The sequence below is a fragment of the Corynebacterium variabile genome (assembly GCF_006539825.1).
In the GTDB taxonomy this organism is placed as follows: Bacteria; Actinomycetota; Actinomycetes; order Mycobacteriales; family Mycobacteriaceae; genus Corynebacterium; species Corynebacterium variabile.
The window spans coordinates 91,359-106,491 of record NZ_BJNT01000012.1 but is presented as its reverse complement, the minus strand read 5'-3'; the positions used below and the strand labels follow the sequence as shown (position 1 = coordinate 106,491).

Sequence of the window (15,133 nt, the reverse complement as noted above, 5' to 3'; positions counted from 1 at the left end):
AGAACAGTCATGGCCAAGGAACTGGAACAACACGGCACCGTCATCATCGGTGCAGGCCCCGGCGGGTACGTCGCCGCGATCCGTGCGGCGGAACTCGGACAGCAGGTCACCGTCATCGAGGAGTCCGACACCCTCGGCGGCATCTGCCTCAACGTCGGCTGCGTGCCGTCCAAGGCGCTGATCTCGGCCGGCAAGCGGCTGAGCCAGGCGCAGGACTCCACCATGTACGGGATCACCACCGGTGAGGTCTCCTTCGACTTCACCGCCCTGCAGGACTGGAAGCAGCACAAGGTCGTCGACCGGATGACCAAAGGCATCGAAGGGCTGTTCGCCAAGCACGGGATCGAGATTGTCCGCGGCTCCGCGATGCTGGTCAGCGACAGCGAGATCCAGATCATGCCGGCCGGCCCGCAGCAGTTCATGAGTGTCACCGAACCGCGGCGGATCGCCTTCACCGACCTGATCATCGCCACCGGCTCGCGCCCGGTGGAGATCCCCGGCTTCCAGATCAGCGGACGCGTCATCGACTCGACCGGCGGTCTGGGTCTGGAGAGTCTACCGAAGGAGCTCGTCGTCATCGGCGGCGGGTACATCGGCACCGAACTCGCTGGCGCCTACGCCGACTTCGGTACCCACGTCACCATCCTCGAGGGCACCGACCAGATCCTCCCCGGGTTCGAGAAGGACCTGGTGAAGGTCGTCGTCAAGAAGCTGAAGTCCAAGGGCGTCACCGTGCTCACCGGGGTGCGCGCCAAGCACTCCGAGCAGCGTGCGGACGAGGTCACCGTCACCTACGCGACCAAGGGCGGCGAGGAGAAGAAGGTCACCGCCGACTACTGCATGATCACCGTCGGAAGGACGCCGAACACCGACTCCCTCGGGCTGGACGCCACGGGTGTGGAACTCGACAAGCACGGCCTCATCAAGGTCGACGAGCGCGGGTTCACCGGGGTGGATCACATCTGGGCCGTCGGTGACGTGACCATGGGCCCGGCTCTGGCGCACATGGCCTTCATGGAGGGCAAGACCGCGGCCGGTGCCATCGCCGGACGCCCGGACGCCAACGAGTATTTCGCCGTGCCGGCGGTGTGCTTCTCCGACCCGGAGATCGCGACGGTCGGCATGACCGTGGCGGAGGCGGAGAAGAGCGGGCTGACCGTGCACGCCTCCCAGTTCCCCTTCGCGGGCAACGCCCGTGCCGTGTCCCTGGGTGAGGGCGAGGGCTTCGTGCGTCTGGTCTCGACGATCGACACCGGCACGCTCGTCGGTGCTCAGATCGTGGGCCCGGGTGCCTCCGACCTCATCTCGGAGTTGTCCGTGGCAGTGAACTGCCAGCTCAACGTGGAGGACATCGCCCTGACGATCCATCCGCACCCGACGCTGGGTGAGCCGGTGGCCGAGGCCGCGGACATCGCGATCGGTCTGCCGACACACCTGTAGGGCTCTCTTCAGGACGCGTGCAGGACGCCCGTATCGCGCCCGCAGCGCGCCGGGCCGGGTCGACCGCCACCGCGGCGGGGGTAGCGCAATGTCCCCCCGCTGTGGTGGCGGTCGTCGTCATGTTCAGGGGGTGCCACCTCTGCAGACGGGGGAGGTGTCAAGTATGTTCGCACACCTATGTTGATAGAAGGGTTGCCGGGTATGGGGGAGCGGCCTAGCGTGGTCCGCGTCGCCGCCGATGTGATCCCGGGCACAAAAACGTTGCACTGTGACCCTTCTCGGTACCTCGGCGGCGCGACCCCCTGTTTCTACCGTTGCATCCCCTCCGAGAGGACCTTCCTTGTCTGCTCCGACGATCGACCGTACCGACCTCAACAACCGCGTCCTCACCTGGTTCGCTGACTTCGCCGACGCCCTGGCGACCCCGGATGCCGAGGCCGCCGCCTCCGCCACCGCCGACCTGTTCGTCGAGCAGGGTTACTGGCGTGACCTCACCACCTTCACCTGGAACCTGCACACCGCAGAGGGCCGGAAGAGTATCGAGGACCTGGTCAAGGGTACCCACGGCACCGGCAACCTCACGATCAGCAACATCGAGATCGACCGGGACGCCGTCGTGGAGGACGCTGCCGACGGAGACGGCGAGGACATCTTCGCCTTCGTCACCTTCGAGAACCGGGTCGTGAAGTCGCGGGCGCTGATCCGTCTGAAGAACGAGGGCACCGAGGACGCCCCGGTCGACAGGTGCTGGACCCTGCTGACCTCCGCCCGTGAGCTGCACGCCCGCCCGGAGAAGAAGGGCCGTAACCGGATCAAGGGTGCCGAGCACGGACCTCACGCCGACCCTCGCAACTGGGCGGACCGCCGGGCCGAGCGGCGCGAGAACCTCGGCTACTCCGAGCAGCCGTATGTCCTCATTGTCGGTGGTGGTCAGGGTGGCATCGCCCTGGCGTCCCGCCTGAAGCGGCTCGGTGTGCCGACGCTGGTCGTGGAGAAGTCCGCCCGCCCCGGTGACCAGTGGCGCGGCCGGTACCACTCCCTGTGCCTGCACGACCCGGTCTGGTACGACCACCTGCCCTACCTCCCGTTCCCGGACGACTGGCCGATCTTCACGCCCAAGGACAAGATGGGCGACTGGCTGGAGCACTACACCGGCATCATGGACCTCGACTACTGGAACAACACCAGCTGCGAGCGGGCGTCCTACGATGAGGCGTCCGGCACCTGGGAGGTTGTCGTCGACCGTGACGGTGAGCAGGTCGTGCTGCATCCCGAGCAGCTCGTGATGGCCACCGGCATGTCCGGTATCGCCAACAAGCCGACCTTCCCCGGCCAGGAGAAGTTCCGTGGCGAGATCCGGCACTCCTCGGAGCACCCCGGCGGTGAGGTGGACAAGGGACGCCGCGTGGTCGTGCTCGGCGCGAACAACTCCGCCCACGACATCTGCGCCGACCTCTACGAGAACGGTGCGCACCCGGTGATGATCCAGCGGTCGCCGACCTACATCGTCAACTCGGACATGTTCATCAAGTACGTGACCAGCCCGCTGTACTCCGAGGAGGCGGTGGACGCCGGCATCGACACCGACACCGCCGACCTGCTGTTCGCCTCCTGGCCGTACAAGCTGCTGCCGCTGGGTCAGCGCGTGGCCTCCGACGGCATCCGCGAGGAGGACGCGGAGTTCTACGCCGACCTGGAGAAGGCCGGGTTCATGGTCGACTTCGGTGAGGACGAGACCGGCCTGTTCCTGAAGTACCTGCGCCGAGGCTCGGGCTACTACATCAACGTCGGTGCGTCCCAGCTGGTCATCGACGGGTCCATCGAGGTCCACTCGCAGGTCGGCATCGACCACTACACCGAAGACGGTGTGGTGCTCACCGACGGCACCGAACTGCAGGCCGACGTGGTCGTCCTGGCCACCGGCTACGGCTCGATGAACGGCTGGGCCGAGCGACTGATCAGCCCCGAGGTCGCCGACAAGGTCGGCAAGTGCTGGGGTCTCGGCTCGGAGACCGCCAAGGATCCGGGCCCGTGGGAGGGCGAACTGCGCAATATGTGGAAGCCGACCCAGCAGGAGAACCTGTGGTTCATGGGTGGCAACCTGCACCAGGGGCGTCACTACTCCCGCTACCTGTCGCTGCAGCTCGCGGCCCGGCATGAGGGGCTGGACACCCCGGTGTACGCACTGGCTCCCTCGTATCACGAGAAGTAGAAGCCCGGCTGCTTCTCATCGGGCCGCTGTTCTTCAAGCCCCACGAAATCTGCCACCCCTCAGGTCATGTCCCGGACTTCCAGGCGACCTGAGGGGTGGCAGATCTCTGTGTCGGATGGGGCTTCACGACTGCTTCGCCCACGAATCCGAGGTGTCGTGGTGGCGTCCTACCCCGTGAAGAGACCCGCGGCCTTGATGATGGTCTGGATCACGCCGTAGGACAGGGCGGCGACCACGATGAACGCCAGACCCGAGGCGACGGTCGTGTAAAGGCCACCGGCGGTGGTGGCGGTGCCGTTCGAGCGTGCATCGGAGGCCTGGGCGGCAGCGGCGCGGTCGGCCCGGACCTTCTCCTCGACGATCTCCGGATCCTCGAAGTGCTTTTCGTTGACCTTGCGGACCAGCAGGTTCGCGATGAAGCCGACGACCAGCACGCCGACCATGATGAACAGGGACAGCCGGTAGAGGTCGAATCCGGAGTGGCCCGCATCCTCCTGGGACTCGACGACGGAGTTGACGATCAGCGGGCCGGCGATACCGGCGGCGGACCAGGCGGTGAGCAGGCGACCGTGGATCGCGCCGACCTGGTAGGTGCCGAAGAGGTCCTTGAGGTAGGCCGGGATCGTCGCAAAGCCGCCGCCGTAGAAGGAGAGGATGACCAGCGCGCAGACCACGAACAGTGCCAGGGAGTGCGAGCCGAGGCTGGCGAGCAGCAGGTAGAGCAGCGACCCGAGACCCAGGTAGAGGATGTAGGTGTTCTTGCGGCCGATGTAGTCGGAGACGGTGGACCAGACGAAGCGTCCTCCCATGTTGAACAGCGACAGCAGACCGACGAAGCCACCGGCGGCGACCGCGGTGATCGCGAAGGAGTTCTGGATCATCGGGGAGGCGGACTCGAGGATGCCGATACCTGCGGTGACGTTGGTGAACAGCACGATCCAGAGGAGCCAGAACTGTGGCGTCCTGATCGCACTCCTGGCGGAGACATTGCCGGTGGTCTGGTGGGCGCGCGCCGGGATCGTCGCCGGGGTGTAGCCGGCCGGCTTCCAGTCCGGGTGAGGCAGGCGGATGACGAACGCGCCGAGGGCGATGATCACCAGGTAGAGGATCGCGAGAGTGAGGAACGTGGCCGGCATGCCCGGGGTCAGGGAGTCCGCGTCGTCACTGAACAGCGACATGAGGTCATTGGACAGCGGGCTGGCGATCAGCGCACCACCGCCGAAGCCCATGATCGCGAGGCCTGTCGCCAGGCCGGGGCGGTCCGGGAACCACTTCATCAGCGTGGAGACCGGGGAGATGTAGCCGATGCCCAGGCCGATGCCGCCGATGAAGCCGTAGCCGAAGTACACCAGCCACAGCTGGTCGGTCCAGATGCCGAGGGTGGCGACGAAGAAGCCGACGACCCAGGCGGTGCCGGAGGCGACCATGGCCTTGCGTGGTCCGACGCGTTCGACCCACGGGCCGGCGATGGCGGCGGAGATGCCGAGCATGCCGATGGCCACGGAGAAGATCCAGCCGGTGGCGACCTCACCGACCTCGAAGTGTTCGGTGAGCGGTGCCTTGAACACGGAGAAGGCGTAGGCCTGCCCGATACTCAGGTGGATGGCGAGGGCGGCGGCGGGGATGAGCCACCGGTTGAAGTTCACGGGCGCGATGATGGCGTCCCGGTCCAGTACTGACATGGGGGTCTCCTTATGGCGTCATGTATTCGCGCCGAATGTACCTTTTGTGACGCCGAATCAGTATCCCAGGTCACACCTGGTACCCCCGTTCGCCCAGGGAACTCTCGTACTCTGGGGCCCATGTCTGAACTTCCCACACTGCCCACCACCGTCGACGAACTGCTGTCCACTGTCACCGTCCCGTTGGAGCGCCGTCCGGACGGGGACGTCGTCTCCTCCCGGGCTGTCCACGACCCCGCCACCGGCCAGGTCATCGGCCTGGCCCCGGTTCACGGCGCCGAGGAGGTCGATGAGGCCGTCGCGATGGCCAGAGATATCCAGCCCGAGTGGGCGTCCTGGTCCCCGGCGGAGCGCGCTGCAGTGCTGAACCGGGCGGCGGACGCCGTGGACGCCGTCGCCGGACCACTGGCCGAACTGCTCAGCCGGGAGACCGGCAAGCCGCTGAACGGCCCCAACGCCCGCTTCGAGGTCGGGGCGTGTTCGGCGTGGCTGCGGACCGCGGCGTCGCTCGAAGTGCCGGAGGCGACGGTGGTCGATGACGGTGAGAGCGGGGGAGCGGTGGGACGCGGGCGACGCTGACGTGGCGTCCGGTGGGGATCGTCGGGGCGATCGGTCCGTGGAACTGGCCGATGATGATCAGCATCTGGCAGATCGCGCCGGCGCTGCGGATGGGCAATGCTGTGATCGTCAAGCCCTCGGAGAATACGACGCTGTCCGTCCTGGCGCTGGGCTGGGTGCTCAACCAGGTGCTGCCCGCCGGGGTGCTCACCGTCGTGCCGGGGGAGCGGGAGGTTGGTTCGGTCATCGCCGGGCACCCGGACATCCGCAAGGTGATGTTCACCGGCTCCACTGCGACGGGACGACGCATCGTCGAGGCCAGTGCGGGCAACCTCAAGCGGCTGACTCTGGAGCTCGGCGGGAACGACGCCGGCATCGTCCTGCCCGACATCTTCGACGGTGCTTCGCCCGAGCGTCGCCGGGAGATCGCGGAGACCCTGTTCTGGGGTGCGTTCATCAACACCGGCCAGACCTGTGCGGCGCTCAAGCGGCTCTACGTGCCCGACGAGATCTACGACGAGGTCTGTCGGGCGCTGGTGCGGGTCGCTGAGGATGTGCCGATGGGCATGGGGCTGGAGGAGGAGAACCTGCTGGGCCCGCTGCAGAACCGGACGCAGTTCGACATCGTCGACCGGCTCGTGGAGGACGCGAAGGCCTCCGGTGCCACGGTGCTGTGCGGTGGCAACCCGGACCGGGACGCGCCGGGCAACTTCTACCCGACGACGCTGGTCGCCGACATCGACGGGGACGCCGCGCTGGTCACCGAAGAGCAGTTCGGCCCGGCGCTGCCGATCATCCGGTACACGGACCTGGATGACGCGGTGGCCGAAGCGAACCGGTCGGAGGCCGGACTGGGCGGGTCGGTGTGGTCGGCGGATCCCGTGGCAGCCCGCGAGGTCGCGGCCCGGCTGGAGGCCGGCACCGTGTGGATCAACAACCACGGTGCGGTCGATCCGCGGATCCCCTTCGGTGGGGTGAAGGGGTCCGGCTACGGCCTGGAGTTCGGTGTCGAGGGGCTCAAGGCGGTGGCCGTGCCGCAGGTGATCAACGGGTGATGCTCACAGCGTGATCCGGTAGCGGCGGATAAGGACGCCGTCCGGGTCGGTACGACGGTCCTCGAGGACGCCACCGCAGGCTTCGATGACTCCGATCGAGCCGGCGTTGTCATCGTTACAGACGAGCAGGGCCCTGTCGATACCCCGCTCAGCGAGCAGGGCGAGGGACTGCCGGAGGATCTCGGTGGCGTAGCCGCGACGACGGTGGTCGGGGGCGACGGCGTAGCCGATGTGACCGCCGTAGTTCAGCAGGTACTCGTTGAGGCCGTAGCGGATGGAGGTGCGGCCGATGAGGGTGGTCCCGCCGTCGGCGGTGATGACCTCGGCGACGAGGAAGTCCGCGGGGAGCCAGCCCTCCGGCAGATCGGTGCCTTCATGCTGGTTGCGGACACTGTCGAGGAAGGCGGTGTAGCCGGTGCTGTCGGCGTTGAGATTGCCCACGCCGGCCAGGAAGTCGAAGGTGTCCGTCGAGCAGGAGCGGTTGAGCTCCCAGACAGCGGATTCGTCATCGGTGGTGGGCAGGCGGAGCGTGAGGGAGGGAGTTGTGGAACCTGTCACCGGAACGCCTGCTCTCCGGTGAGTGCCTGGCCGATGGTGAGCTGGTGCATTTCCGCGGTCCCCTCGTAGGTCAGCACGGACTCGAGGTTGTTGGCGTGCCGCAGCGGGGAGTGATCCAGGGTGATGCCGGATGCGCCGAGCAGCGTCCGGCATTCGCGGGTGATCTCCAGGGCCACGCGGGTGGAGTTCAGCTTGCCGACGCTGATGCGCGGCGGGGTGAGCTGCCCGGCGTCCTTGAGCCGACCGAGTTGGAGGGCCAGCAGCATGGACTTGTCGAGTTCGACGGTCATGTCCGCCAGTTTGGCCTGGGTGATCTGGAAACTGCTCAGCGGCCGGTCGAAGACGTCGCGGGTACCGACGTAGTCGATGGCGGTGGCCAGGGCGTCGCGGGCAGCACCGAGGGCACCCCAGATGATGCCGTAGCGCGCCTCATTGAGGCAGGTCAGTGGGCCACGCAGGGAGCTGACGCCGGGCAGTCGCCGGGAGTCCGGTAGCCGGCAGTCCTCCAGGATGATCTCGCCGGTGACCGAGGCGCGTAGGGAGAGCTTGCGGTGGATCTCGGCGGTGGAGAATCCGGGGGCGCCCTTCTCGACGATGAAGCCAGCGAAGCCGGGCTTTCCATCGCCGCGGTCGTCGGTGCGGGCCCAGACCACGGCGACATCGGCCACCGGGGCGTTGGTGATCCACATCTTCGTGCCGTTGAGGATCCAGTCGGCATCCTCCCCGGAGCCGTCGCGGACTGCCCGGGTGCGCATGTTCGCGGGGTCGGAGCCGGCGTCCGGCTCGGTGAGCCCGAAGCAACCGAGGGTGGTACCGGCGGCCATGCCCGGCAGGTAGTGCTCCTTCTGCTCCTCCGAGCCCCAGTGGTGGATCGCGAACATGGCCAGCGATCCCTGGACAGAGACCAGCGAGCGCAGGCCGGAGTCGACCGCCTCGATCTCCATGCAGGCCAGCCCGTAGTCGACGGCGGACATCCCGGGGCAGCCGTAGCCGTCGAGGTGCATACCGAGGACGCCGAGTTCGCCGAACTTCGGTGCGAGATCGTTGACCGGCAGGGCGCCGGCCTCGAACCAGTCAGCGACGTGGGGCCGCAGTTCCCGGTCACCGAAGTCTGCGACGGCGTCCCGGATCTGCCGTTCCTCGTCGCTGAGCAGGGAGTCGAAGCCGATGAGGTCCAGCGGGGTGGTTGTCGCGGAGGTTTTCGTCATGAAGCCACCGTAATCCTTTCGTGGTGAATTGTTGTTCAGTTGAGCTGAACCTCGACCACCGAACCGAGCAGTGGCAGGTGGATGAGGATCCGGGCGGGGGGAGTGCCGGTGATGTCGGTGAGCGCCCGGCGGTACACCTCCATCTGACCGAGGTACTTCGCCGCCACATGACCGGTTGGGTCGGTGCCGGGGTAGGTCTTGTGGTCGACGATGATCTGCCGGTCACCGTTGTCACCGGGCACAGTGACCAGCTGGTCGATCCAGCCCTGGGCCCGCTGGTGAGCCTCATTCGTCCAGGTGAAGGGGACCTCGGAGTCCACGGCGGTAGCGCCGAGGGACTCATGCAGGAACCGCTGCCAGCGCTCACCGCACTCCACGACCTGCTCGGGACTGACCACCGCACCGACACCCCAGTTCGTCACCAGCCGGGCAGCGACCTGCTGCTTCATGGCGGCATCGAGGGATTCCAGGGGAGCGGCGAGATAGGAGTGGATGCAGTCGCCGACCTTGTTCCACTCCGGGCCACCGCCACTGACCAGTGCCGGGCCGAGGTCCGCGATCTCACGGACCACGGTGCCCAGTGCCGTCTCCGGAGTGGCCTCGGCACCACTGGGCGCGATCGTGGCAGGCACGATGTCGCGTCCGGCGTCGACGAGTCCACGGTCGACATCGAGCTGTCCGGCCGGTGAGGTGAACCGACGGGCGGCCTCCACCACGGTCTCGCGTGGCAATGCAGGTACGGGATCCGAGTCGGCGAGCAGTACAACAAGCTCATCGGCGTCCAGGCCGGCCTCGGCCAGCGCCCGCCACTTCGCGGTCGACGAGTACGGGGCCAGCACGGTCCGGAACTTCGAGCGGGTCATCGCGACATAGAGCAGTCGCTGTTCCTCGAGCAGTTCGGTGGTGCGCCGGGCCTGCTGTGCGTCGGTGGCGGCCAGCGCTTCCTTCACCCCGGAGTGGGCGAGCAGTGTGTCCGGCCAGAACCGGAGGTGGCGTCCTGCCAGGGGATCGTCCATGGTCAGCGGGGTGGAGGGCTGGACCCACACCCCGGCCGGGGTGAAGCGTTCGCGGGAGTCCGGCATGGCGACGATGACCGTGTCCCACTCCAGACCCTTGGCCTGGTGGACGGTGTGGACCTCCACCGCGCCCGGTTCCGCGGTCGGGGTGGAGACCGTCTCCTCGTCATTGAGATGGGCCAGGACGCCGGCGACAGTGGCGGGCTCGCCGGCGGACTCCTGCTCGGCGGCGAAGTCCGCGGCTGCTTGCAGGATCCCGGTGACCGAGCCGGTGCGTTCAGCCGGGCCGGTGGACGCGGCGACGCGTCCCCGCAGGTCCAGGGCATCCACCACAGCGGCGACGAGTTCGGCGACCGGCAGTTCGGACAGGGCACTGCGCAGGGCGGTGACCGGGGCAAGCACCGGGTCCTCGGTCCAGAGCTGCAGCTGTTCCCGACATGCGTCCCGGTCCGGCAACGCGGCGAGCGTGTCGAACCAGTCGGCGTGGGCGGAATGGTCGGGCATCAGGGTGATCATCTCGACCAGCGCCTGGGTGTCCGCCTTGTCCAGCAGCAGGGCGAGTGCGGCGGTGACCAGGCTTCCTTCCCTCGTGGTGGACAGTGGCACGCCACCACCGGCACAGGGGATACCTGCGGCCCGCAACGCGGTGCGGATCTCGGCGGCGTGGGAGTTGGTGCGCACCAGGATCGCGCGGCTGCCGGAATCGGCGTCGCGTTCGGCGAGTGCGCCGATACCGTCGCTGATCCGCTCGAACCACACGTTCTTCGATGCACGACCTTCGGTGTGTGGCCAGGTGACGGTCTCGCCGGCTGCACGGGCGCCGTCGGCGGCGTAGGCCTCCGCCCGGATCTGCGGGACGCTGAGCTCCACATCACCGGTGAACAGGCGGCTGAACAGGCGGTTCGACAGGTCCAGCGGGGCCTGCCGGGTGCGGTAGGAGTGGGCGAGGATCTCGGAGCGTCCGGCCAGCCCGGCGGGATCGGTGATCGCCTCGACCGCCGAATCCATCAGTGCCGGGTCAGAGCCGCGGAAGCCGTAGATGGACTGCTTCGGGTCACCGACCCAGATCACCTCGTCGACCAGGCCGGCGAGCTCGGTGAACAGGGCGAGCTGCAGGGGGCTGGTGTCCTGGAACTCGTCGACGACGAGGATCCGGAACCGTGCGGCGAGGGTCTCGCGCACCGCGTCCCGGGTCGCCTCAGACACCCCGTCGCCGCGCAGCAGACGCAGGGTGAGCTGTTCCTGGTCGGTGAAGTCGATGAGGCCGAGGGCGTCCTTGTAGTCGGCGTAAGCGCTCAGGCAGGACGCTGCGGTGGTGAAGACGAGCCGGATCAGCGTGTCCAGGTCAGTGCGCAGCGCGGGGTCGACGAGAATCTCCGCGGCGGAGGTGACCGACCCGTAGGCCTCCTTGATCGGCTTGGTCGGCGCGGACACCCCGGGGACCTTGCCCTCGGCGGTCTTCAGCCAGTCTGACCAGGGGATCGAGTCGCGCTCGCGGCGTACCCGGCGGGCGAAGCGTTCCAGGGAATCGAGCCGGGTGAGGACGCCGTCGGCCGACCGCTTGGCGATGGTGCCGTTCTCGACCTCGGCGCGCAGCTGGCGGGGCAGGGTGCGGGCGGCGGTGGTCAGGGCGGCGCGGGTATCCGAAGGCGCGGTGCCGGCGGACTCCTCGTCCAGCACGCTATGCAGCTCGGTGATGCTGGCCTCGGCGAAGCCCGCGAGGTCCTCGGCAGGGATGTTGTTCGACCGGGCGTGGTCGGTGACGCTGCGGATCGTCGCTGCCCAGTTGGTTGCTTTGCTGTAGAATCCGCGGTCCTCGACGGCGTCGTAGCCGGTGCGGGCGAGCAGGTCGCGGTGGGCGTCCTCAGCCTCGGCGATGAGGTGGTCGGTCGCGCGGGTGAAGGCGGTCTGCTGCGACTGCTCGGTGAGCACGGCGAGGTCGGGGGAGCGGCCGGCGTCGAGGGCGAAGTCGGTGAGGATCCGCCCGGTCACCGAGTTCACCGTGCCGATGAGCGCGGTGGGCAGGGCGGCGGCCTGGTCCAGCAGTCCACGGTCGACGAGGGTGCCACGGATGCGGTCGGTGAGTTCGGCGGCGGCGGCGCGGGTGAAGGTCGTGGCGATGATCTGGGAGGGGCGCAGCACGGTGCCGTCGTCGGCCGGGTGGGTGAGCCGGTCGGTGAGCAGTTCGGTGAGTCGGTAGGTCTTGCCCGAGCCGGCGGAGGCCCTGATGATGGTCCAGCGGGTCATGCGCGGTCTCCTTCCACGCCGGTGACCAGCGCAAGATCGGTGTACTTGGCGGACGCCGCGGGCAGGTACCCGGTCTCTCCGGCGGCGGCGAGGGCTGCCCTGGTCTCCTCGGTCGTCCCCTCGGAGGAGTTGCTGTCGGGGTCTGCGTCCTGGAGTACGAGCAGGTTGCCGAGGTCGGTGAGCTGTCCGGCGCGCAGATCGTCGAGGATCCGGTTGAGCCCGGTGACAGCCCGCTCCCACAGTTCGTCGGCGGTCGGGGCACCGCCGTCGGCGACGGACACCTCGAGGGTGTCTTCACCGAGCCCGAAGCGCGGGTCGGCGGTGTGAAGCAGGTCATTGTGGAGGGAGAAGTACGCCACCGGGACATCGGCGAGGCGTTGTCCGGTGCCTGGGGCTCCGGCGACCGAGGCGGCGTACACGGCGAGCTGAAGGGCGGTGCCGTTGGCGACGGCGTCCCGGTACTTCTTCTTGGCGAAGGTGTATTTCAGGTCGATGACGCCGTCGGTGCCGTCGGCCATGATCACGTCCATGTCGCGGAAGCCACCGAGGACCAGTGGTTCACCGTCCCGGCCGTGGCTGCCGGTCAGCGTGGTCTCGAATTCTGCCTCCACGGCGCGGACGCGGATCCCGGCGTCCTCCAGTGCGGTGAACAGGCCGGTGATCGAGCGGACGGCGAGGGCGATGGTTGCGCCGCGGTCGCGGCTGCGGCCGGGCAGGGCGAGTTCGGAGGCGTAGACGGGCAGCAGTGCCTCGAGTTCCTCGGTGACTTCGTGGGCGGTGACGTAGACGGTGACGGGGTCGCCGTTGTTCTCGTCGAGGCGGCGGTTGACGATGTTCTCGACGGTGGCGTGGAGCCAGGTACCGACCATGCGGTTACCGGTGGGCACGTCGACGAGACCGCCGGCGCGGATGCCGAGGCGCCGGTCGAGCAGCCATTCCAGCGGATGGACCAGCAGTTTCTCCCACTGGGAGTAGCTGATGCGGGTGGGGATGAGGTGTTCACCTCCGGTGACTGTGCGGCTGACGGGGTCGGGGATGCAGAACTCGAGGGTGTCGGGGACGTGTGCCCGGTCGTCGGGGAGGGTGGCGACCTCCCGGGTGCTTTTCTGCAGGTCGTCGAAGGTGGTGTCTGTCTTGCGGGGTAGATCGTTGATGAGGAAGGTGAGGGCGGCGTGCTCGGCGGCGCGTTCCCCGTCGACCCGGGCGGGCAGGACCGCGGTGACCCTTCCGCGTCGGCGCAACGCACGCAGCTCGGAGCGCAGCGTGAGGCGGGCGAGCATTTCGGGGTCGGGGAGGGCGACGCCGGCGTTCTCCAGCCAGGCGGATTCGGCGGGGCGCAGCAGGTCGCGGACGCTGCGGTGTTCGTCGGTCGGCAGCCACCAGATGACCGGGGCCGTGCCGGTGCCGAGCTGGCCGGGGGAGGTCACGGTGTCACGTGCCGCGGATGCTTCGGAGTGGACGCGGAGCCCGCCGGTGCCGGTGACTTCGGAGACGACCTGGTCGAGTTCGTGGGCGCTGATCCTTGCCCCGAGACCTGTGACCAGTGTGCTGACGGTGCTGATCAGTGCGGTGACACGGGCAGGCTCGTTGTCCTCCCGGCTGAATCGCTGGAACTGCCGTCCGAGCCAGTCCAGATGAGCGGCGACCAGCGAGGTGTCGAGGCCGTCGTCGTCGGTGAGCGGGATGAGACGGATGAGCTCGTCGAACTCACGGACACTCTGGGCATCTTCGGGCCCGGCGCCGTCCAGGGTGGTGTTGACGGCCGTGGTCCAGGCGGGGCCGCCGACACCGGGTTCCTGGTTGAGGGCGTCGATGAGGGTTCTGCGCAGTGCACCGGGCAGCAGCGGGAAGGTGGAGCGCTCGTCGATCCCCGGGACGGTGACATTGAGGAGGTCAGCGAGGGCGGAGACATCGTGGGGCGCGGTGACGGCGCGGAGGAACACCGGGATGACCTGGGCCAATGGGGACACTCCGCGGGCACGCACACCGACCGGCGTCCCGCCGAGGCGCAGGAGTTCGCGGTCGAGCAGTTGGGTGGAGCGTCCGGCGAGGAAGGTGTGGTGTTCGCCGGCCGTCTCGAGGTCGGTGAGCAGGCGGGCGACGGCGGGGGCGGCGTCCCATTCGGTGTCTGCGGTGAGGACGGTGAGGTCGCTAAGTGGTGCAGGTTCAGGAAGCTCGGTGACGGGGACGCCGAGGGCGGTGAGGTTGGTCAGGATGCGCCGCCACAGGGGCGGCAGGTCGTTGACGGGGTGGTCGAGGGCGACGGCATCGATGCCGAGTGGCCAGTCGGTACCGTTGGTGACCAGGTCCGCGAGGGTTGTGTCGATGGTGCGTAGGGTGTCCGCGGGGCCGGGTGCCCAACCGGCCGTGGTGGGCAGCAGCGCTTCGACGCGCACGAGGACGCCGAGACGCTCGGGGGTGTCTGTGCCTGCCGTGTCTGTGGGATTCCATCCGGCAGAGACGAGCTGGTCGCGCCAGGCGAGGAGCTCGCGGGCGACGGTCCAGGGGTCGTGGGAGAAGCCGGCGGCGGGCCAGGAACCGGGAGCGGCGGTGGCGACGACCTGGCCCAGGGCGCTGCGGTAGGCCGCGATGCGGGTGGAGCGGTCCAGGTCAGGTCGGGTGAGTGCGAGGCGGGTGGCGAGGATGTCCGCGAGGCCGGTGGGACCGGTGACCACTGACCCGAGGGTGGCGGGTGTGGTGGCGGTGGTCCAGCGGGCAGTGTCGAAGCCCCATCCGAAGGTGATGTGCATGCGGCGTCCTTTCTGTTGTTCGCGAGGCTACATGCGGGGCCGGACAGCTCCGGCGCGCAAGGCGCGAAGTGTTCGATTACTGGCGTGTCTGCCCGGCGCACTGGTCATATTTCTCACGATTCGGGACGCTGATACCCCCGAAGTGGGTTATTTTGGGACGTGAAGAGGTTGGAGGCTTATCGTTGACGACGAACTCGACCACACCAACGCTCGTGGGAGAGCCTCGACCCCGACCCGCACCCTGGTCGGGGTCGTTTCATGTCTGCAGGGGGTTGTGGGGTGGGGAAGGGCAGGTTATTGTTTTGGGACCCGAGCTAACCGGCCGGGTGATGTGCCGTCGAGGGGCGGGCATCTGGGGAGGAAGATCAAGGGGAAAGACGTATGACGCGTACCTGGACTGTGTCGGG

7 protein-coding genes and 1 pseudogene are annotated in these 15,133 nt (G+C 68.2%); 3 read left to right on the top strand and 5 right to left on the bottom strand.

Going from position 1 to position 15,133, the window contains the following annotated elements:
• The first annotated feature begins 9 nt into the window (after nucleotides 1-9).
• Together lpdA and CVA01_RS08165 are read left to right on the top strand one after the other, a co-directional pair.
• Nucleotides 10-1,440, top strand: a complete 1,431-nt coding sequence (gene lpdA / locus CVA01_RS08170) for a dihydrolipoyl dehydrogenase (RefSeq protein WP_141329954.1) — start codon at nucleotides 10-12, stop codon at nucleotides 1,438-1,440.
• A 340-nt stretch (nucleotides 1,441-1,780) separates the two neighbouring features.
• A complete protein-coding gene (locus CVA01_RS08165; protein WP_141329952.1) occupies nucleotides 1,781-3,652 on the top strand; it encodes a flavin-containing monooxygenase in 1,872 nt (623 codons plus the stop codon).
• Between the two features lie 167 nt (nucleotides 3,653-3,819).
• On the opposite strand, the gene CVA01_RS08160 is transcribed toward CVA01_RS08165, so the two are convergent.
• Complete coding sequence (locus CVA01_RS08160) at nucleotides 3,820-5,334, bottom strand: L-lactate MFS transporter (protein WP_141329950.1); 1,515 nt, start codon at nucleotides 5,332-5,334, stop codon at nucleotides 3,820-3,822.
• A gap of 120 nt (nucleotides 5,335-5,454) precedes the next feature.
• Between CVA01_RS08160 and CVA01_RS08155 the strand changes: the two are divergent.
• Nucleotides 5,455-6,947, top strand: a pseudogene (locus CVA01_RS08155) (aldehyde dehydrogenase family protein).
• Between the two features lie 3 nt (nucleotides 6,948-6,950).
• Here CVA01_RS08155 and CVA01_RS08150 read toward each other — a convergent pair.
• From CVA01_RS08150 to CVA01_RS08135, 4 genes are read right to left on the bottom strand one after another with little or no spacing between them, the layout of a single operon-like run.
• Nucleotides 6,951-7,505: a GNAT family N-acetyltransferase gene (locus tag CVA01_RS08150; RefSeq protein ID WP_218024566.1), complete on the bottom strand. Its 555-nt coding sequence runs from the start codon at nucleotides 7,503-7,505 to the stop codon at nucleotides 6,951-6,953.
• Nucleotides 7,502-8,713: an acyl-CoA dehydrogenase family protein gene (locus CVA01_RS08145; RefSeq protein WP_141329948.1), complete on the bottom strand. Its 1,212-nt coding sequence runs from the start codon at nucleotides 8,711-8,713 to the stop codon at nucleotides 7,502-7,504. Before CVA01_RS08145 ends, CVA01_RS08150 begins: the two co-directional genes overlap by 4 nt.
• 35 nt (nucleotides 8,714-8,748) lie before the next feature.
• A complete protein-coding gene (locus CVA01_RS08140; RefSeq protein WP_141329946.1) occupies nucleotides 8,749-11,976 on the bottom strand; it encodes a UvrD-helicase domain-containing protein in 3,228 nt (1,075 codons plus the stop codon).
• Nucleotides 11,973-14,726: a PD-(D/E)XK nuclease family protein gene (locus CVA01_RS08135; RefSeq protein ID WP_141329944.1), complete on the bottom strand. Its 2,754-nt coding sequence runs from the start codon at nucleotides 14,724-14,726 to the stop codon at nucleotides 11,973-11,975. The genes CVA01_RS08140 and CVA01_RS08135 overlap by 4 nt, the downstream gene beginning before the upstream one ends.
• Nucleotides 14,727-15,133 lie beyond the last annotated feature (407 nt).

Coding starts and splice junctions, on each gene's coding strand:
- CVA01_RS08160 (WP_141329950.1), bottom strand. CDS start 5,334: ATGTCAGTACTGGACCGGGACGCCATCATCGCGCCCGTGAACTTCAAC.
- lpdA (WP_141329954.1), top strand. CDS start 10: ATGGCCAAGGAACTGGAACAACACGGCACCGTCATCATCGGTGCAGGC.
- CVA01_RS08135 (WP_141329944.1), bottom strand. CDS start 14,726: ATGCACATCACCTTCGGATGGGGCTTCGACACTGCCCGCTGGACCACC.
- CVA01_RS08140 (WP_141329946.1), bottom strand. CDS start 11,976: ATGACCCGCTGGACCATCATCAGGGCCTCCGCCGGCTCGGGCAAGACC.
- CVA01_RS08145 (WP_141329948.1), bottom strand. CDS start 8,713: ATGACGAAAACCTCCGCGACAACCACCCCGCTGGACCTCATCGGCTTC.